The organism is Nocardia sp. CA-129566, assembly GCF_050956075.1.
Classification (GTDB): domain Bacteria; phylum Actinomycetota; class Actinomycetes; order Mycobacteriales; family Mycobacteriaceae; genus Nocardia.
This window is the reverse complement of the sequence record NZ_CP192085.1, coordinates 7,728,518-7,745,835: the sequence shown is the minus strand read 5'-3', so window position 1 is coordinate 7,745,835 and position 17,318 is coordinate 7,728,518. Positions and strand designations below refer to the sequence as shown.

General features: G+C 65.4%; 19 protein-coding genes. 5 read left to right on the top strand and 14 right to left on the bottom strand.

Annotation, left to right across the window (positions count from 1 at the left end):
* The first annotated feature begins 127 nt into the window (after positions 1 to 127).
* Positions 128 to 1,429, top strand: a complete 1,302-nt coding sequence (locus ACQP0C_RS34345) for a glycosyltransferase 87 family protein (RefSeq protein ID WP_433726830.1) — start codon at positions 128 to 130, stop codon at positions 1,427 to 1,429.
* Positions 1,430 to 1,757: 328 nt separating this feature from the next.
* On the top strand, positions 1,758 to 2,054 hold the full coding sequence (locus tag ACQP0C_RS34340) for a hypothetical protein (protein ID WP_433726828.1): 297 nt from the start codon (positions 1,758 to 1,760) through the stop codon (positions 2,052 to 2,054).
* On the opposite strand, the gene ACQP0C_RS34335 is transcribed toward ACQP0C_RS34340, so the two are convergent.
* Both ACQP0C_RS34335 and ACQP0C_RS34330 read right to left on the bottom strand, forming a co-directional pair.
* Positions 2,051 to 4,330, bottom strand: coding sequence for an Rv1355c family protein (locus ACQP0C_RS34335; protein ID WP_433734730.1), 2,280 nt, complete (start codon positions 4,328 to 4,330; stop codon positions 2,051 to 2,053). The two genes, ACQP0C_RS34340 and ACQP0C_RS34335, sit on opposite strands and share 4 nt — an antisense overlap.
* Positions 4,331 to 4,735: 405 nt before the next feature.
* The gene (locus ACQP0C_RS34330) at positions 4,736 to 6,169 is read right to left on the bottom strand and encodes a purine-cytosine permease family protein (protein ID WP_433726826.1); all 1,434 of its coding nucleotides are present in this window, start codon (positions 6,167 to 6,169) and stop codon (positions 4,736 to 4,738) included.
* Positions 6,170 to 6,423: 254 nt separating this feature from the next.
* On the opposite strand from ACQP0C_RS34330, the gene hutC reads away from it, so the two are divergent.
* Entirely contained in the window at positions 6,424 to 7,179 is a 756-nt protein-coding gene (hutC, locus tag ACQP0C_RS34325) for a histidine utilization repressor (RefSeq protein ID WP_433726824.1), read from the top strand.
* 37 nt (positions 7,180 to 7,216) lie between these two features.
* Here hutC and ACQP0C_RS34320 read toward each other — a convergent pair whose 3' ends face one another.
* The 7 genes from ACQP0C_RS34320 to ACQP0C_RS34290 form a co-directional block, all read right to left on the bottom strand.
* Positions 7,217 to 7,939: a Mut7-C RNAse domain-containing protein gene (locus ACQP0C_RS34320; protein ID WP_433726822.1), complete on the bottom strand. Its 723-nt coding sequence runs from the start codon at positions 7,937 to 7,939 to the stop codon at positions 7,217 to 7,219.
* A gap of 43 nt (positions 7,940 to 7,982) precedes the next feature.
* Positions 7,983 to 8,573, bottom strand: a complete 591-nt coding sequence (locus ACQP0C_RS34315) for a hypothetical protein (RefSeq protein ID WP_433726820.1) — start codon at positions 8,571 to 8,573, stop codon at positions 7,983 to 7,985.
* Positions 8,574 to 8,576: 3 nt separating this feature from the next.
* A complete protein-coding gene (locus tag ACQP0C_RS34310) occupies positions 8,577 to 9,080 on the bottom strand; it encodes a F0F1 ATP synthase subunit B (RefSeq protein WP_433726818.1) in 504 nt (167 codons plus the stop codon).
* Positions 9,081 to 9,086: 6 nt separating this feature from the next.
* Positions 9,087 to 9,344 (bottom strand): F0F1 ATP synthase subunit C, encoded by a 258-nt coding sequence (locus tag ACQP0C_RS34305; RefSeq protein WP_040687366.1) that lies wholly within the window; start codon positions 9,342 to 9,344, stop codon positions 9,087 to 9,089.
* 88 nt (positions 9,345 to 9,432) lie between these two features.
* On the bottom strand, positions 9,433 to 10,104 hold the full coding sequence (gene atpB, locus ACQP0C_RS34300) for a F0F1 ATP synthase subunit A (RefSeq protein WP_433685868.1): 672 nt from the start codon (positions 10,102 to 10,104) through the stop codon (positions 9,433 to 9,435).
* Positions 10,105 to 10,217: 113 nt separating this feature from the next.
* Positions 10,218 to 10,619, bottom strand: a complete 402-nt coding sequence (locus ACQP0C_RS34295; RefSeq protein WP_433680454.1) for a hypothetical protein — start codon at positions 10,617 to 10,619, stop codon at positions 10,218 to 10,220.
* A gap of 266 nt (positions 10,620 to 10,885) precedes the next feature.
* Positions 10,886 to 12,364, bottom strand: a complete 1,479-nt coding sequence (locus ACQP0C_RS34290) for an FAD-dependent monooxygenase (RefSeq protein ID WP_433726816.1) — start codon at positions 12,362 to 12,364, stop codon at positions 10,886 to 10,888.
* Between the two features lie 93 nt (positions 12,365 to 12,457).
* On the opposite strand from ACQP0C_RS34290, the gene ACQP0C_RS34285 reads away from it, so the two are divergent.
* Positions 12,458 to 13,111: a TetR/AcrR family transcriptional regulator C-terminal domain-containing protein gene (locus ACQP0C_RS34285; RefSeq protein WP_433726814.1), complete on the top strand. Its 654-nt coding sequence runs from the start codon at positions 12,458 to 12,460 to the stop codon at positions 13,109 to 13,111.
* A 9-nt stretch (positions 13,112 to 13,120) separates the two neighbouring features.
* Here the strand turns inward: ACQP0C_RS34285 and ACQP0C_RS34280 are convergent, their stop codons facing one another.
* The 5 genes from ACQP0C_RS34280 to ACQP0C_RS34260 form a co-directional block, all read right to left on the bottom strand.
* On the bottom strand, positions 13,121 to 13,573 hold the full coding sequence (locus ACQP0C_RS34280) for a hypothetical protein (protein WP_433726812.1): 453 nt from the start codon (positions 13,571 to 13,573) through the stop codon (positions 13,121 to 13,123).
* Positions 13,574 to 13,594: 21 nt separating this feature from the next.
* On the bottom strand, positions 13,595 to 14,314 hold the full coding sequence (locus ACQP0C_RS34275) for a metallophosphoesterase family protein (protein WP_433726811.1): 720 nt from the start codon (positions 14,312 to 14,314) through the stop codon (positions 13,595 to 13,597).
* 21 nt (positions 14,315 to 14,335) lie between these two features.
* Positions 14,336 to 14,587, bottom strand: a complete 252-nt coding sequence (locus ACQP0C_RS34270) for a BON domain-containing protein (RefSeq protein ID WP_433726809.1) — start codon at positions 14,585 to 14,587, stop codon at positions 14,336 to 14,338.
* On the bottom strand, positions 14,588 to 15,151 hold the full coding sequence (locus ACQP0C_RS34265) for a nucleotidyltransferase family protein (RefSeq protein ID WP_433726807.1): 564 nt from the start codon (positions 15,149 to 15,151) through the stop codon (positions 14,588 to 14,590).
* A 69-nt stretch (positions 15,152 to 15,220) separates the two neighbouring features.
* The gene (locus ACQP0C_RS34260) at positions 15,221 to 16,021 is read right to left on the bottom strand and encodes an SAM-dependent methyltransferase (RefSeq protein WP_433726805.1); all 801 of its coding nucleotides are present in this window, start codon (positions 16,019 to 16,021) and stop codon (positions 15,221 to 15,223) included.
* Positions 16,022 to 16,363: 342 nt separating this feature from the next.
* Here ACQP0C_RS34260 and ACQP0C_RS34255 point away from each other — a divergent pair, with 342 nt between their 5' ends.
* A complete protein-coding gene (locus tag ACQP0C_RS34255) occupies positions 16,364 to 17,308 on the top strand; it encodes an RNA polymerase sigma-70 factor (protein WP_433726803.1) in 945 nt (314 codons plus the stop codon).
* Positions 17,309 to 17,318: the final 10 nt, after the last annotated feature.

Below are 17,318 nucleotides of genomic sequence, written 5' to 3'. Positions count from 1 at the left end.
TGGCGACCGCCGCGTGCATCGGGTGTGGGAACGAAGGGATGGATCGGTCCAGTGATGAGGTCTTACCACTCAGCAGGATCCAGAACCATCAGTTCCGCGTCGGCGCTGTCGCGTTCATAGCGAAGCGGTGCGAGACACCCGGAAGCTGGAGTTTCCGCGCAGGGGCCCGGCGATCTATATCCTCGCCGGGAGCGCCCTGCTGTCGGTGATCCTGCTGTTCACCACCATCGACCCCTTCCTGGACAAGGGCGGGTTCCTGGTCGGCGGGCTCGACGTGCACATCTATCGGGACGGTGCGTTCCGGATCGTGCACGATATCCCGCTGTACACCGAGCCGACCATGCGTGGGCTGCTGTATACCTATACGCCGTTCTCCACGATCGCGTTCGTGCCGATCTATCTGGTCCCGTGGGGGTACGTCACGAACACCTGGCTGGTGTTCAACCTGGGCGTGCTCATCGGCTGTGTGTTGCTCAGCTGGCGGCTGCTCGGCTATCGGATCACGGCCCGGCTGGTGGTGATCAGTGTCCTGCTGGCGGCGACCTGCGTATTCATCGAGCCCGTCCGCCAAACGCTCTACTTCGGGCAGATCAACCTGGTGCTGATGCTGCTGATCCTGTTGGACGCGCTGCGCGACGACTACGGCAAGGTGCGCGGCATCGGCGTCGGACTCGCGGCAGGGATCAAACTCACCCCGATCTACTTCGTCGCCTATTTCGTCGCCCTGCGCCAATGGCGTTCGGCGGTCACCGCATGCGCCACCTTCCTCGCCTCCATCGCCTTCGCCTGGGTCATCCTGCCCGCCGATTCCCGGGAGTACTGGACCTCGACGTTCTTCCAGTCCAATCGGATCGCGGTGGACACCCACCCGGCCAACCAGTCCATTCGCGGTGTCATCGCGCATGTGCTGGATCGGCCGGCACCGGTGTGGCTGTGGCTGCTCATCGCGGGTTCGATCGCGATCGCGAGCCTGGTCGTCACCACGGCGCTGTATCAGCGCGGTGAGCGGCTGCTGTCGATCACACTGGCCGGTCTGACCGCCTGTGCGGTATCGCCGTTCTCCTGGGGACACCATTGGGTGTGGTTCGTGCCGCTGCTGGTCTATCTGGTGCACAAGGCGCGGGACAACTGGCGTTGGTGGGTCGCCGCGGCGGTGCTGTTCACCGCGACCGCCGCATGGACCTATCACTGGAGCAGAACCTGGGTGTCGATCGGGGTGTTCTTGCTGCCCCCGTGGTGGCCGATCACCAAGGTGATGATCAATGGTTACGTCATCGCCTTCCTCGCGGTGCTGATCGGCGCTTGGATCCACCTGCGCCGCGACGGTTGGTCGGCGCTCAGCGAGCGCTCGGCCGAGCGCTCGATCCGCTTGCCGCTGCTGCGACGCCGCGACCCCGAATCCCCTTCTTGCCCAACTCCTTCTCCGTAACCGCGGCGGATTGCGCCGGATTCCGCCAGGAGTACTCGTGCGTTGGTCGGTTGCTGTGGCCACAGATCAGGTAGGCGTTCGGCACGGCGGCGGCCGCGGCCGCCGCACCATACCGCCAATGGGGCAAAGGCTTTGCGTTCTCTTTACCAGCGGATTCCCTTCGCTTTCAGCCCGAAATCGGTCCTTGCCGGGCTCGTCAAGCGGAGTTACCTTTAGCTCCTGCGCCGCGAAGCAATCCGGTCACCCGAAGATTGCTGCACCCGCTCGACGGGAGGTTACTTCGATGTCGCACGAACATATTGCTCGGCCGGGCCGGAGGGATATCGCAATGACGAAGAAAAGGACGCAGCCCGCGCCCATGTTCAAGGTGACAGTGGTCAACGCCATTCACCAGGATGTCGATGGGTACGGTGACAGATGGGTCGCCACGCTGGACCACGAGAATATGCGCGTCGACTGGATTGTCGCGGCAGTCGCCAAGGATGCGCGGACGGTCCGGGTCTGGTGCGATGACTGCGGGGCCAGCGTTCATCTGTGCCCCGAAATCCGCGAACATCTGCCGGCGGATGTGCGCCAAGCGCTCGCCGCGGCATGGGAGCACTACCACCCGACGTACCACGCCTAGACGAATTCGAGTACCTGACACAGCGGACGACGCACTGAGCGCGCCGTCGGCGGTCCCGCGTAGGCGAGCCGGAACAGCAGCACTTCGGCATGGTCCGGCTCGGCCTCGAACAGCCGTCGATAGCGCTCGCGCAACTGCTGGAGTTCGGCCTGTTCGCGCCTGGACAGACCGTTGCCCCCGCCGCGCTCGAGTCGGGCGAAAAGGTAGGGCAGCGCCGTCATCGGTTGCAGCGCAATGCCTTCCGCTGTCGCGGTGAGCCACATCCGCTGCATGGCGCGTCCGCCACGCAGATAGCTTTCGCGCGACATACCAGGCACCGTCAGCAGCCCCACCGCGGCGGCGCTGGCCACCGCGCCGCGGGAGAGGTCTTCCAGTGCCCGTCCGCCACCGATATCGGCGAGGCACTGCGCCACGCGCCACTGACTCAGCAGCCGCAGTGCCGCGCGTTCGGCCGCGGTCAGTTCCGCGGTGGCGAGATCGAGCCCGTAGGGTTCGGCCCGTACCTCCTCGGGCGTCCAGCGGTAGCCGCTCATTGCGTCCTGGTGCATGGCCCGGTTCAGCAGGCCGATCCGGTCGCCCGCGCCGATGAGCGCGCCGATTTCGGCCAATTCCGTTCGCTCGCAGCGCAGTTGCAAATGACCGCCGGATTCGGCGCAGACCGCGGCCAGCGATTGCGCCACCCCCGCACCGAGCGGGCGACGGGTATCGCGGCGCCGATTGGTGATCCGTGCCGCGATCTGCGCGACGAGCGGCGACGGCTCGAATTCCGGTGCGGCGGACAGTTCGACCGTCCCGACGAGGTGGGTGTCATGCGGGCGCGGCCAGGTCCGGATCCGTGCGCGCAGGCCGAGATGGCCGGCCGCCAAGTCGATATTCTCGAATAACGCGCCGAAGGCGACCCAGGTGGCGCCGTGTGCGAAGTCGAGGCTCGGCAGGTCGCGCGTCGGGTCGTGGCGGCACGCGAGGACGGCATCGTCGCGATGCCAGGTCAGCGCCCAGGGCTGGGCGTTGTAGGCGGATGGCGCCAGTGTGCCCATGGCCGCGATCCACCGCGCCGCCTCATCGGAAACGGTGCCGCGCTCGGCCGGTTCCGGTGGCAGCGGCGGGGCCGCCTGTGCGTCGGCGGCGATCGCGAATGGTGGTGTGGCGGAGACTGGTTCGTGATGGGTTCGGTGTCCGGCATCGATCAGTTCGGCCGGGTCGAGGTAGTAGCGTCCCGATCCGACCGGCTCGCCGAGCAGCAGTCGCCGCGCCGCATCCGCGACGATCGCGCCACCGAGCGCGACCCCCGAGGCGAGCTGCGGCCAACTGCCGATCGTCTGTCCGACCTCCGGCAGCGATGCCGCCGCGCGGGTGCTGATGCGGTCCGCGTCGAGGATTTCGAGCACGAACGGGATCTTGTCCGCCGCGCTGAGATCGCGAAGCTCTTCGGCCCGTACCGAACCGAGCAGACCGTGGAAGATGGGCCGATCCGCTTCGAGATCGAAGCGTTCGATATCGAGCAGCCCGCGATCGCTGGTCTGCATGATCACCGGGATGCCGTGCAGGCGCGCCCGCTCCCGGAGCAGCACCTTGGTCGGCAGGTCGTCGCATTCCTCGACCAGCAGATCGAGACCACCGCCGCCGAGCAGGAAGTCATCGATGGCCTCCGGCCGAATTCCCCTCGGACACCGTTCTATTCGCAGATACGGATCGATCTCGAACAGCTGCCGGGCGGCGATGACGGTCTTCTCGATGCCGAGGTCGGCCACGCGGGCGCGGATGCGGTTCAGATTCGCCAGGCCGAGGCGGTCGAAGTCCGCGATCTTGAACGAACCGCCGATGCCCTCCTGTGCGAGGGTGAGCACGGCGGCATTGCCGACCGAAAGCCCGACCACACCGATCCGCATCCGTGCGAGTCGCTGCTGTTCGGCCGGGGTGATGCAGTAGCGGTTGCGATCCGTGCGCACCTCCCGAAACTCCGCCTCGGGCAACACATGTACGAGATCGGCCGACCACGGATACCACACCCACACGCCGTACTCGCTGGGTTCCTTGCCGTTCAGATGCCGATGTGCGCGCCGGTCCACCTCGGCACGCGAACAGGCGGGGTCGCGCGCGGAGATGAGCTGACGTAACTGTTCGCGAACCGGGTCATGTACCCGTTGCAAGGTCGTACCGGCCAACAGCGCAGATAATGCCGACCGGTCTCTTTCCATGGTGAGATCGAAATGCATTGGCCGCCACTCAGAAAGGTCATCATCTTTGTTGGCGAGCTCACGGAGACCCCGGCCCAACTCGTTGCGCAAAACCCCTCCCGGTAGGTGCGTGCGGATCGCTCCTACCAAGGTCTACACCCGACTCGCCGGTAACTAGCTATGATTGAGCAAGCCGCGATCGGCTGAATGCTCCTGTCTCGAATGGTCACCCCAATCGACAGCACGACCTGACCGGCACGCAGATCGCTGGTCGTCTCAACGCGCCCGGCCGCGACTCCAGCCGCCATGCAGAGCACTTCCCCAATCACCACAACCAGAACATCGCCCCCGTTCGGCACACAGCCCGCATTCACCGCATCCCCGAACAACGTTCCGAATGAGTCGAGAATGCGTTGGTGCACTTTCGCTCTCGACGTTCACCTGTATGAGCGCATGGTGATCGCTTGTCCAAGGGGCTTGTGCCCGCTGGTGGGGTGGGCGGGGTCAGGGTACGCGGGTTGTCGCGGTGTCGGCGGGATAGATCATGCGGTCGGGTGGGTTGCTGGTGCGGCGGGCGAGGGGGTAGTAGATGGCGGCGGTGAAGGCGATGCCGACGATCCAGGAAATGTCGGCGCCGCCGAGCATGTCGGTGATCGGGCCGGTGTAGAGCTTCTGGGCGAGGAATGGGATCTGGGCCAGAATGCCCAGGGCGTAGCAGGTCAGTGCGGCGACGTTCCAGCGCCCGTAGCGGCCGTCGGGATCGTAGAGCGCCGGGATGTCGATGCGTTCGCGTGAGATCAGGTAGTAGTCGATCAGATTGATCGCGCTCCATGGGGTGAACACCATGAGCAGCACCAGCACGAAATTCTTGAAGTTGTTCAGGAAATCGGCGCTGGCCCCGACCGCGATCAGCATCGACACCGCGGTGAAGCCGACGATATAGGCAGTTCGGGCGGCCTGCGTGGTGTGCGAGCGACCGTTGAACGCGGTCACCGAGGTCAGGATGGACATGAACCCGCCATAGGCATTGAGACAGTTCACCGTCAGCTTGCCGACAACGATCACCAGGTAGATCAGCAGCGCGATCGCGGACGGGCCCGCGAGATCGCCGATGAACCCGACTTGATTGCCGAGGAACGCCTTTCCGGCCACCGCGGCCACCAGCGCGCCGAGCGTCATCGCCCACTGCGAGCCGAGTACGCTGCCCGCGAAGGTGGACCAGAAGGTGGTCCGCGCACTCGTCGAGCGGGGCAGATAGCGCGAATAATCGGCGACGTAGGGTCCGAAGGTGAGCTGCCAACCCGCGCCGAGGGAGATCGCGAGCACGAAGGTCACGATGTCGAAGGATTTGCTCCCGACATAGGCGCTGACATCGTATTCGGCGAACAGGCGAATGCTCAGGTAGGTGAAGCCGATAATGCCGACCACGGTGGCGATCCGGCCGATGACGTGGATCAGCCGGTAGCCGGTTACCGCGACCACCGCGGTGAGCGCACCGAAGACGAGGATGCCGACCGTCGAATTGTCCACGTGCAGAATTTTGTTCACCGCTTGACCGGCCAGTACCGTGCCGGTCGCGGCGAAGCCGAGATACATCACGATCACCAGCAGCAGCGGCAGCACGGCACCGAGGACGCCGAATTGGGCTCGGCTGGAGATCATTTGCGGCAGACCGAGTCGCGGCCCCTGCGCGGAATGCAGGGCCATGACGATGCCGCCGAGGATATTGCCCAGGAGCAGGCCGATGATGGCCCAGAGCGCGTCGGCCCCGAAGACCACCGCGAGTGCGCCGTCGACGATCGCGGTGATCTGCATATTCGCCCCGAACCACAGGGTGAACTGGTTCCGCGGCGTGCCGTGGCGCTCGGCATCCGGAATCACTTCGATGGTGCGGTGCTCGATCTGGAGTCCGGTGTCGAATTCGTCGTTGTGCGGCATGAATCCGCCTTCCGTCAAGAGAAGGGGAGCAGCTGCGACAAGTGCGGTGCGGGGTGGACCCGGTGTCGCGCTCGGTCTGTGCTCTGGGCCATAGAGGCTGCCCAGATGCATAGTCCTGTATATACAAGTGGCTGTCAACCGGAACGGATAGGGTGGCGCGCAGAGGTCGTGGTCCGAGCGACGGGCCCGGCGGCGGTTTGCGTGACCACGGCGGGCCCACGCGGCCGCCGATGAGAGACCGAGAGGTGGAGGCGATGAACCGCCCCGTGCGCGATGCAGACCTGGCGGTCTTGTTCGCGGCGTCCGGACCGGATTCGGCGCCGGCGTACGAGCGGATCAAGAATCTCATCCGCTCGCAGATCGCCGCCGGGCGTTGGGGCGCGGGCGATCTGCTGCCCTCGGAGCATCAATTGGTCGACGCGCTCGGGATCTCCCGCATGACGGTCAACCGTGCGCTGCGCGAACTGGCCGCGGCGGGTGTGGTCGTTCGGATGATGGGCGTCGGCACCTTCGTCGCGCCCGCGAAGGTGGCCTCGCCGCTGTTCGAGGTGCGCAATATCGCCGACGAGATCCAGCAGCGCGGCCACCGGCATCGCACCGAGGTGATCTACCTGCGCAGCGAATCCGTCGATGCCGACAATCGGCTGCTCGACGACTGGCCAGCGGATACGGTATTCCATTCGCTGCTGGTGCATTTCGACGATGACGTACCGATCCAGTTGGAGGACCGCTACGTCAATCCGGCCGCGGCCCCGGGCTATCTCGACCAGAATTTCGCCGATATCACCCCGAACCGCTACCTCAGCGAGGTCGCGCCGCTGGTTCGCGGCGAGCATGTGGTCGAAGCGGTGCAGGGCAGTCGCGAGGACTGCGAACTGCTGCGGATCCGACGCACCGAACCCTGTCTGCAGATCCGGCGGCGCACTTGGTCCGCCCATGCGCTGGTAAGCGTCGCGCGGCTGGTGCACCCCGGTTCGCGCAGCCGTCTCGAGGGCGCGTTCGGAGCCTGATCCGCTGGGTGCGAACGCCTCCGGGCCGAGGATGGGCTCAGGTACCGAAGTTCCGCACGGCATGCGTCACGATCGCGTCGAGGCTCGCGTGATGTGCGCCCTTCCAATAGGTTCGGCCGCAGTCGACGCACTGCGCGAAGGCTTCGTAGGTGCCTTCGGTGTCGTCGGGGAGTTGTCCGCGCAGGGTCTGCTTATCGGTCACCCGGAGCTGGCCGTTGCAGGCCGTGCAGCGGGTCCATGGCGCGAGCGGTGGTGCGAAACGTGACAGCACATCATCGAGTTGCTCGGCGGGGCGGTGGCTGTAAATGTATGCGCCCGCGAAGATTTCGCGGCGCCGCAGTAGTCCGCGATCGCGGGAGAGCAGTATGCGGTGTTCGAGCGCCGAGCGCGTGGCCAGTGCCGCGTCTCCGATATCCGGTTTCTCGTAGGCGGCGTCGATACCGAGCAGGCGCAATCGCCGTGCGAGGGTCCCGAGGTGGATATCGAGGAGGAATCGCACCGGTTCGGCGATGTGCTGGGGGCGGACCACGGCGCGCACCGAGACCGCCTCGCCGTCGGCGGGCAGATGGGCCGGATCAACCGGGTGACCGTCGACCAGCAGCGCGCCCACCTCGGTGAGCGGCACACCGAGCGACTCCACGATGTGCCCGAGCGTCGAGCTGTCGTCGATCCGCACGGCCGAGCGACCCGCGCGCTGTGCCGCGGCGACGAACAGCCGCAGTTCGGGTGCGAAATCGACCGTGATCTCGGCAGTGGTCACGCGGTCAGCATGCCAGGGCAAGCGGTCCGGCGACCACCTGGTTTCACAATGCCCAGGGTTGGGCGCGGCGGCGGATCGGCGGTTCCGCGTTGGCCATGGCCTCGAGGTCTTCGAGGAATTTATCGATGCTGTCGGCCGCTACGTGGGTGGAGCCGATTTCGTAGCGGACCTTCTCCTCGGTGCTGTCCAGCACCGTATCGATGAGGTCGGCCTTCAGATCGCGGATGAGCTGGGTGCGCATCTGGGCGATCTGGTCGCGGCCTTGGCTGCGGACCCGGGCGACCTCGGCGTCGGCGAATTCGCGCATCTTGGCGACGATGCGCTCGGCATCGATGCGCGCATCCTCGCGGATGTGCTCCAGTTCGGCCTGGGCGTCCGAGACGGCGTTGTCATAGGCCCGCTTGGCCTCTACCAGGCGCGTCGCGGCGGCCTCATTGTCGTCTATTTGTTTTTGAATATTGTTCTGCGCCTTGGCCATCAGCCGCCCGACCGGCGGCGCGATGTATTTGACGATGATGAAGATAATGACGGCGAAACCGAACAGCTGGCTGAAGAAGATCGGCCAGTCGAAGGTGATGTGGAAAATGCCGGAGTCTTCGGATGCCGCGGCGAGGATGTTGGTGGTGAGGTTCATTGTCTACGCTCGCTCTGACTGATGGCCCGCGCTGGAACGGGCGTGCCGATCCTTGATGCCGAGCACACGATCGGCCAATGTCTCGGCGAGCGGTTCGACAGTCTCACGCAGCTCCGCGGCCACTTGGTCCGCCTGGGCCCGCAGTTCCGTCGCGGACTCCGCGACAATCCTGTCGGCCTCTTCCTGCGCCTCACTTCGCAACTGCTCGAGGATAACTCGGCCCTCGGCCCGTGCCTGATTCCTGATCGCGACCGCTTCACTGCGCGCCTGCGCAACGGCCGCCTGATACTTCGCTTCGGCGTCGGCGAACAAGGCTTTGGCTTGCTTGTTGTCGACCGCGGTCTCCGCGACTCTCTCCTCGCGTTCCGCCAATACCTTGCGTATCGGCGGAACGACGAACAGCCACATGACCCCGAGCACGATCAGGAAGATCAACAGCTCGACGAAGAATGTGCCGTTGGGAATGAGGAAATTCCCCTCGGCAACTACATCCGTTCGCGGAGTCATGCTTTATTACTTACCGGGAGTAGCGAATACGAAGAGCGCCATGAACGCTAGATTGATGAAGTACGCCGCCTCGACCAGACCGACGGTCAGGAAGAAGTTACCGCGGAGGCGACCCTCCGCTTCCGGCTGACGGGCAACGCCGTTGATCAGCGCGGCACCGGCAAGGCCGTCACCGATACCCGCGCCGATGGCGCCGCCGCCCATAATGATGCCGCCGCCGATGAGGGCGCCCTGGACGATGGCCGCCGTTGTTGCGTCTGCCATTTTTCACTTCCTGTTCTGTTACCTGAGCTCGATCGGCGGCGCCGATCAATTGTTGTTTCGAGCGACCGAGCAAAGCAGTCGCTGGCTGTTAGTGTTCGTGCTCCAGCGACATCGACTGACTGAAGTACAGGACGGTCAGCAGGGAGAAGATGAATGCCTGGATGGCTCCGACGAACAGGTCGAAGAGTTTCCAGATGGCATTCGGACCCCAGCTGATCCAGAACGGGAACAATGCGATCACCGAGACCATGACGCCGCCCGCGAACATGTTGCCGAACAATCGCAGCGACAGCGAGAGCGGTTTGGCGACTTCCTCGATGACATTGATGAAAACCATCGGGCCCCAGCCGGTGTGACCCTTCAGCAACTGCTTGGCATGCCCGCCGGGACCGCGCCGGTACACACCTGCGCCCTGATACATGATGAATACGAACAGGGCCAGCGCGTAGACGAAATTGACATCAGATGCGGGCGGTGCGATCAATTCGCCGTGTCCGTACTGCACCGGCAGCACCGACAGCCAGTTCGACAGCAGGATGTAGATGAACAGGGTGACGGCCAATGGCAGCGCGAACGGCGCGACCTTCATGCCGATGGCGCTCTCCACCTGGTTGCGCATCCCGACCGTCACGGTCTCGAAGAACAACTGCACGCCGTTGGGCACGCCCGAGGTCAGCTTGGCCCGCAGGTAGAACGCCAAGCCGAGCACGATCGCCGCGGCCAAGGCCGTCGAGATGATCGTGTCGACATTGAAGTCCATGCCCCACAGATGTGCGACCGCGTGTTCGCCGACCTTGATCTTCGGCTCTTCGGCGGGCTGCTCCTGCGCGAGCACCGGAACGGCCGACCGGGCGATGAAGGCGAGTTGATTCGTCATGATTGCTGGCGAAGCTCCTTCACTTCAGGCAAGACGGTCACCAACACCAGAATCACTTGAAAGGCCGCCAGGCCGAAGAAGATTCCGATGCCATGGGGTCTTGCCAGGAAACCCACGACGAGCGAACCGCCCGTTATTCCGGCCAGTCGAACCGCCGATGAGAGGTACAACCCCTGTTTCCGCGGTTTCTCGGCATCGGCGACCCGGTTGACGGTCAACCGGGTGAGTTGGGCATTCAACCAACCGAGTCCGAGTCCGAGACAGATGAACAGACCGAGCAGCAACCGATCGAGCGGCCCGGCTGCCGCCAGAGTCAGTACGCCGACGCCTATTGCGAAGACAGTCGCACGGCGCATTCGGAGTGCATTCACATCCACTTCGACACCGTCCTCGGTCATCATCCCACCTCGTAGTGGGGTCGTGATTGATCGATAGCATACACATCAACAACGCCTTTGCGAGGCAACGTTTTTGATCTTTCTCTGGCGGATTTTCGAACTGTGTCCGTTCGGCGACAGTGTCACCCCGGAGCCATCAAGATCAACTAATTACCTCCTTCGTAACAAGATCAACAAGACCGTCCGCTCGGTATTTCTGCCACCCGCTAATTCGCAGCATATTTCGCCGGGTGGGTGCGACGGCGCAAACGGGCAGCATGGGTGTGTCAGGCCGGTGCACCGACCCAGACGGTGAGGGCCTCGGGCAATCCCGCGGCGGCGGGTTCCTCGCTCGCCCATGCGACGTAGCCGTCGGGTCGCAGCAGGACCGCGGCCGGGGCCGGGATCTCGCCGACGCCGGGGACGGCCCACTGCTCATCGCGGCTCTCGGCGCGGACGATGGCGATTCGGTCGTGCCATTGCGGTACCGCTGGAACGTCGTTTCCGTCGAGTACGAGCAGCACCGGGCGGCCCGCGCGCAGGAGTTCGTGCACCCGGGTCGCGCCCGTCGCGGTCGTGAGATCGGCATCGGGGATGCGGCGGCCGACGAGCGGGTGCTCGCCCTTGATGTCATAGCGGATATCGAGTGCGGTGATCATGAGGCCGAGGCGATGGCGCACCTGCTCCATATCGATCAGATCGCTCATGACCTCGCGCAGCGCGTCGGTGTGCGGGCCGGGACGGCCCAGCGCGGTTTGGGCCCGGGTGTTGTTCAGGACCCGGGCCGCGATGGGGTGGCGCTCGGTCTCGTAGGTGTCGAGCAGTTCGTCGGATGCGTTGCCGCGCAAGGTCGCGGCGAGCTTCCAGCCGAGATTCACCGCATCCTGGATGCCGAGGTTCTGTCCCTGGCCGCCCGCCGGGTAGTGGATGTGCGCGGCATCCCCGGCCACGAAGACGCGGCCGACGCGGTAGCGGTCGGCCTGACGGGCGGCGTCGCCGTAGTGCGAGACCCAGCGCGGGCTGTGCATGCCGAAGTCGGTGCCCGCGACCTCGACGAAGTTGGTGCGGAAGTCCTCGAAGCTCAGTTCGGTGCCGCGCTCGAGAACACGGTCGTGACGCTGCACGACGAGTCGGTACCAGCCGGGCTCGAATTGCACCACGGAGAAGTCGCCAGCACCGCGCCGATGGCCGAAGAAGGGCTGTGCGGGCGGATCGGCCAGTTCGACATCGGCGAGCATGCCGGTCACGGTCGCGTCGGTACCGACATAGTCGATGCCGGCGAGTTTGCGCACCGCGCTGCGGCCGCCATCGCAGCCGACCAGGTAGGCGGCGCGGATCCGGCGCGGATTCGGGCCGCCGATCTCCACCTCGACACCCGTCGCGTCCTGCCGGAAGTCGATGACCGGCGAGGCCCACTGCACAACCGCGCCGAGTTCGGTTGCGTGCCGGTCGAGTTCGCGTTCGATCACCGACTGCAGTACCGCGAGCATGAAGGGGTAGCGAGTGTGGAAATCGCTGAAGTCCAGGGGCAGGCCGGCGAAGTGTCCGGCCTGCATGATGCGGCCGAGTGGGAGCAAATCGTCGAGCAGGCCGCGCTGATCGAGGATCTCCATGGTGCGGACATGGATGCCACCCGCCCTGGATTCGCCGGTCCGCGCCGGGAGTCCGTCGACCAGCGCCACATCCACTCCGGCCAGGCGCAGTTCATAGGCCAGCATCAGGCCGGTCGGTCCGGCGCCGGCGATCACTACCTCGGTGGTTTCCATGTCGGTCTCCTTAACAACGTTAAGCGATTTAACGTTGTTAAGGAGACCAGAACATTGTTAAGCTGTCAAGGGATTCGAACAGCGGAGGTGACAGTGAAGATCGATGCCAAGGTGATCGCCGATGCCGCGCTCGGGCTGCTCGATGAGGTCGGTCTCGATGGGCTGACCATGCGCAAGGTGGCCGCGGCACTGGACGTGCAGGCGCCCGCGCTGTACTGGCATGTCAAGAACAAGCGCGAACTGCTCGACGCGATGGCACAGCGGGTCTTCGTATCCGCGGTCGACGGCGTCGAGGCGCCGCGGCGGGGAGAGGACTGGCAGGACTGGGTGGCGGCGCTGGCCGGACGGTTGCGCCGGTCGATGCTGCGCTATCGGGACGGGGCGAAGGTGCTGGCCGGTACCTACGTGAGCGATGAAGCCATGTGGCGCACCGCGGAATTGACACTGCGCACCCTCGAGGATGCGGGGTTCTCGGCGCTCGACGCCGAGCGGGTCTTCCCGATCCTGCTGCACTATACGGTCGGGTTCGTTATCGAGGAGCAGTCCCACTCCGGTGCGGAGTACGCCGACGGCAATCCCTACGATCTCGCCCAGCTGGCGCACGCCGTCGATGCCGACCGCTACCCCCGAGCCGCCCGCATGGTCGCCGACTTCTTCGAGGCCGATACCGATGCCGAATTCGACCACGGGCTACGCGTCATCCTGGCCGGAATCCTGGCCACCCGAACCGTTTCCGAAACTTCCTGACCTCGGTAGTCAGCGACCGAATCCCAGCAGACCGTCGGCCAGCGTCGAGATCTGCAAGGCGTCGAGAGCCTGTTGCCGGACGTCCGGGCATGTGGTGCCGGTAATGCGATCGACGACGGCGCGATCCCTGATGACGGTGTCGTTGAGGCCGCCGTTGCGGGCGGCCCAATCGTGCACGGTGCCATTGAAGCTGATCTTGCCGAGCTGTGTGCCCTGGGTGCGCCACTTGTCGACCTCGGGTCCGATCATCTCGCACAGCTGTCCCGCCGCCGCCGGCGTGATCTCATCCGTATTGGGCACCTGCGCCGGGCTGCCCGGAGAGGAGAACGTAATGGTGATGTTCGGATGTGAGGTGGGGGTGCCGGGCAGCGGATTGATATCGCCGTTGGCGTCGCAGCCGACGAGCAGGACCGCGGCCAGCATCGCCGCGGCCAGCGCGGCGGTGGATCCGAGCGAGGGCATCGGTACTCCTTATTATTTCAATTATTTCGCTTCGGGCGTCAGTTCGTAGACGACGTAGGCGGTGCGCACCACCGGCAACGCGACATTGCGCACGCGAATGCCGCCGGGGGTGGTGCCGCGTTCGATGCCCGCGTGTGCGTGCCCGTGGATCGCGAGGTCGGCGCCCTGGTCGTCGATGGTCTCGCCGAGTAGGTAGGAGCCGAGGAACGGATAGATTTCGCGCGGCTCGCCGTGCAGGGTGTCGCTGATGGGGGAGTAGTGGGTCATGGCCACGGTGATGTCGGTGTGCAGGCCGGCCAGTGCCTCGCCCAGTTTCTGCGCGAGATCGACAGTGTGCGCGGCGAATTCGCGCATGACCCGCTCGCCGAAGACGCTCGCGCACTTCCCGGCGAAGCCACCGCCGAAGCCCTTCGTCCCGGCGATGCCGAGGGTGTGTCCGTCGACCGTGAATTCGGCCGCCGTTCCTTCCAATACGGTGATGCCGTGATCGGTGAGCGTCGCGGTGATCTCGTCCTGTGCGTCGCTGTGGTGGTCGTGATTGCCGAGGACCGCGACCACCGGGATGCCGAGATCGGCGAATTCCGTGGCGACGACCCGGCCTTCGGCCACGGTGCCGTGCCGGGTGAGATCGCCGGCCAGCAGCAGCACATCGGCGCGGTCGGGCAGTTGCGCCAGCGCGGGACGGAATTCGCCGCGCGATTCGACGCCGAGATGTACGTCGCCGATTGCCGCGATCCGCATGCGTCGCCCTCCTTTCCGGTCTCAGTCCGCCAGCGCCTCGGTGTCCCCGGGCGCGGCGGGCGGCGTGACGTGCACATCGTTGTGGATGCGTGCCTGCGGAAGCTGTTCGCGCACAACGTTTTCCATCTGCTGCTTGCGTTCGGCGCTGCTCACCTCGCCCACGAGAACGACCACATCGCCGCGGATCGTCACCTGAACGCCGAGTTCGGCGGTGCGCGGATCCTCGGCCAGTGCCCGGCGCAGGTGCGCGACCAGATATTGCGGCCGATCCATCTACTGCCCCTCCTTCGGCTCGATCAAGCCGAGGTCGTCCACCAGTCCGAGAAAGGCTCGGGCGTAGGGCGACCCAGCGGCTTCCTCGCGTACTCGGTCCCAATCCACCTGCTCGCGCAGATCGCGCGCGACGTGCAGCAGCGGGCTCAGATCCAGTCGGTGCGCATCGAAGACCAGCAATTTGTCGATCATCAGATCGGTCGCACTGATCACCGGCGCTATCGCGGGACCGACGCGCATCACGGTGGCGCGATCGAGCAGTTCGTCGGTGACGTCGCGGTTGTTCGGCCGGTAGATCAGGTCGATGAGGACGCCGCCGTCATAGACCTTGGCCAGCCAGTCTTCGGGCGGATCCGCGACCCGTAGTCCGCCACGGGCCAGTGCGCCGCGGGCGCGGGCGAGATCGGCGGGTTTGATGAGGATGTCCACATCGTGTTCCGAAGCGGGCCCGCCGCGCGCGTACACCGCGCACCCGCCCGCGACCGCGAAGCGGATATCGGTATCCGCCAGCGTGTTCACGGCGCGGGTCAGCGCGTGTAGTAGCTCATCGATGGTCGGGACCATATATGCGCCATACCCGCGGTCCGCCCCGCTAATCGCCGCCGCCGGGGCGTCGCCCGGGGGGGCGCGTTATCAGGGTTTGCGCGCGATGGCGCCGACCATCAGGCGCTCGATAGTGGTCAACTTGTCGCGCACGATGCGGTTCGGACGCCACCGGGGCAGGTAGACCAGGCCGGGCTCGACCAGGTCGTAGCCGAGGAACAGGTCGAGTATCTGGTCCTGGGTGCGGAAGCGGCCGCTGCCGAGGAATTCCAGGAAGGATTTCTCGGTTCGCTCGGCGTCCGGGCCCGAGTCGCAGAAGTGCGTGATGAACAGGTGACTGCCCGAGGGCACGGCGTTCATATATCCGTCGACGACGCCTGCCGGATCTTCGTCATCGTCCAGATAGTGCAGCAAGCCGACGAGCATGACGGCCACCGGTTGGTCGAAGTCGATCATCCGTTGCACATCCGGGTGCTCGAGCACATTATCGGGATTGCGGAGGTCGGCGGTGACGACGACGGTTCGGTCGTTCTCCTCCAGCAGCGCGCGTCCGTGCGCCAGCACGATCGGATCGTTGTCGACGTAGACGACGTGTGCGCCCGGCTGCAGCGATTGGGCGATCTGGTGGGTGTTCTCCTCGGTCGGCAGGCCAGCACCGAGGTCGAGGTACTGCCGCAGTCCGACCTCGCTGGCGAGGTAGCGCACGCCGCGACCCAGGATCTCGCGGTTCAGTTTCGCCAGATCATCGATGTGCGGTGTGGTCGCACGCAGGTTCTCGCAGACTCTTTCGTCGACGGGGTAGTTGTCCTTCCCGCCGAGCAGCGCATCGTAGACGCGGGAAATGCTCGGTTTGGTCTGGTCGATCTCGACCGTCGACCGAGAACTTGTCATATCCACCCCTCCGCGCGATATCGGATTGCGTGTGCGTGCACCGAAAAGCGTAGTCACGCAAGCGGATGCCGTGCGCACCAATTCCCGATTCGAGCCGAATTCGGTCGGCTCAGTGAACCGAGGTTCGCACTGCCGATCGCGGCCTATACGACCTCGTACTTCCTGACCGCGCGTCTTGCCGCGCGGCACATGGTGTCGATCTGTCGAGGGGATCCTGTACGACCAGGCCGGTGCCTCGACCGAGCGCGCTGGCGTCGGTGAGGTGGGCCAGGTCGGAGCCGTTGCGGCCTCGGCTCGGGCCGGGGGTGGACGTGGCCTGCGTACATGGAAGACCATGGGGCGATGTTGCTCAGTACGCACGAAGCCGATCTGTTCGAGGGGTTCCGAGGCCGCTTGGAGGCGATCGCGTATCGGCTGCTGGGGTCGGCCAGTGATGCCGAGGACGCGGTGCAGGATGTGTTTCTGCGGTGGCATGCGGCGCAGCGGGAACTGATCGAGACGCCCGAGGCGTGGCTGACGAAGGTACTCACCAATCTCTGCCTCAATCAGCTCACCTCCGCGCGGGCCAGGCGGGAAACCTATGTGGGGCAATGGCTTCCGGAACCCGTCCTGGCCGGGGACCGGATGCTCGGTCCGGCCGATACCGTCGAGCAGCGCGAGTCGGTCTCCATGGCGATGCTCACCTTGATGGAGCGGCTCTCGCCCAATGAGCGCGTGGTGTATGTGCTGCGTGAGGCGTTCGGGTATTCCCACCGCGAGATCGCCGAGATCCTTGACGTCACCGAGTCGAACTGCCAGCAGATCTACCGGCGTGCCAAGCAGCATGTCAGCACCGGCCGGGCCCGCACCGAGGTCGATGCGGCCGCCGCGCGGAAGATCGTCGAGGAATTTCTCGCCGCTGGCCTCAGCGGTGACACCGAGCCACTGATCCGGCTGCTGACCGTTGACGCGGTCAGCATCGCCGACGGCGGTGGCCGGATTCCGGCCCGCAAGGCCCCGGTCATCGGTGCCTTCGTTATCGCGCGGTACCTGCGTGGTCTGTTCCAGCCGACCGCTGCCAAGCGCGCCTTTGTCGCTGGCCGCCCCGTCTTCTATGCCGCCGTAGTCAACGGCGGTCCCGCGGTGCTGGTCGAGGTCGACGGGCGGGTCATCGGCGTGTTCTGCCTCGACCCGACCCCGGGCGGCGTCGCGGCGATCCACCTTCAGGTCAACCCCGACAAGCTGGAACGCATCACGCGCCAGTGGGCGGCCACCGGACCCCATCGCCCACTCGCGGCTCAGTGGTGACTCACATCAC

What these genes read in the sequence shown, in the direction of transcription:
- ACQP0C_RS34315 (WP_433726820.1), bottom strand. Translation starts at nt 8,573, where the DNA reads ATGAACCTCACCACCAACATCCTCGCCGCGGCATCCGAAGACTCCGGC.
- ACQP0C_RS34310 (WP_433726818.1), bottom strand. Translation starts at nt 9,080, where the DNA reads ATGACTCCGCGAACGGATGTAGTTGCCGAGGGGAATTTCCTCATTCCC.
- ACQP0C_RS34340 (WP_433726828.1), top strand. Translation starts at nt 1,758, where the DNA reads ATGACGAAGAAAAGGACGCAGCCCGCGCCCATGTTCAAGGTGACAGTG.
- ACQP0C_RS34270 (WP_433726809.1), bottom strand. Translation starts at nt 14,587, where the DNA reads ATGGATCGGCCGCAATATCTGGTCGCGCACCTGCGCCGGGCACTGGCC.
- ACQP0C_RS34290 (WP_433726816.1), bottom strand. Translation starts at nt 12,364, where the DNA reads ATGGAAACCACCGAGGTAGTGATCGCCGGCGCCGGACCGACCGGCCTG.
- ACQP0C_RS34305 (WP_040687366.1), bottom strand. Translation starts at nt 9,344, where the DNA reads ATGGCAGACGCAACAACGGCGGCCATCGTCCAGGGCGCCCTCATCGGC.
- ACQP0C_RS34255 (WP_433726803.1), top strand. Translation starts at nt 16,364, where the DNA reads ATGTTGCTCAGTACGCACGAAGCCGATCTGTTCGAGGGGTTCCGAGGC.
- ACQP0C_RS34280 (WP_433726812.1), bottom strand. Translation starts at nt 13,573, where the DNA reads ATGCCCTCGCTCGGATCCACCGCCGCGCTGGCCGCGGCGATGCTGGCC.
- ACQP0C_RS34330 (WP_433726826.1), bottom strand. Translation starts at nt 6,169, where the DNA reads ATGCCGCACAACGACGAATTCGACACCGGACTCCAGATCGAGCACCGC.
- hutC (WP_433726824.1), top strand. Translation starts at nt 6,424, where the DNA reads ATGAACCGCCCCGTGCGCGATGCAGACCTGGCGGTCTTGTTCGCGGCG.
- ACQP0C_RS34260 (WP_433726805.1), bottom strand. Translation starts at nt 16,021, where the DNA reads ATGACAAGTTCTCGGTCGACGGTCGAGATCGACCAGACCAAACCGAGC.
- ACQP0C_RS34295 (WP_433680454.1), bottom strand. Translation starts at nt 10,619, where the DNA reads ATGACCGAGGACGGTGTCGAAGTGGATGTGAATGCACTCCGAATGCGC.
- atpB (WP_433685868.1), bottom strand. Translation starts at nt 10,104, where the DNA reads ATGGACTTCAATGTCGACACGATCATCTCGACGGCCTTGGCCGCGGCG.
- ACQP0C_RS34275 (WP_433726811.1), bottom strand. Translation starts at nt 14,314, where the DNA reads ATGCGGATCGCGGCAATCGGCGACGTACATCTCGGCGTCGAATCGCGC.
- ACQP0C_RS34265 (WP_433726807.1), bottom strand. Translation starts at nt 15,151, where the DNA reads ATGGTCCCGACCATCGATGAGCTACTACACGCGCTGACCCGCGCCGTG.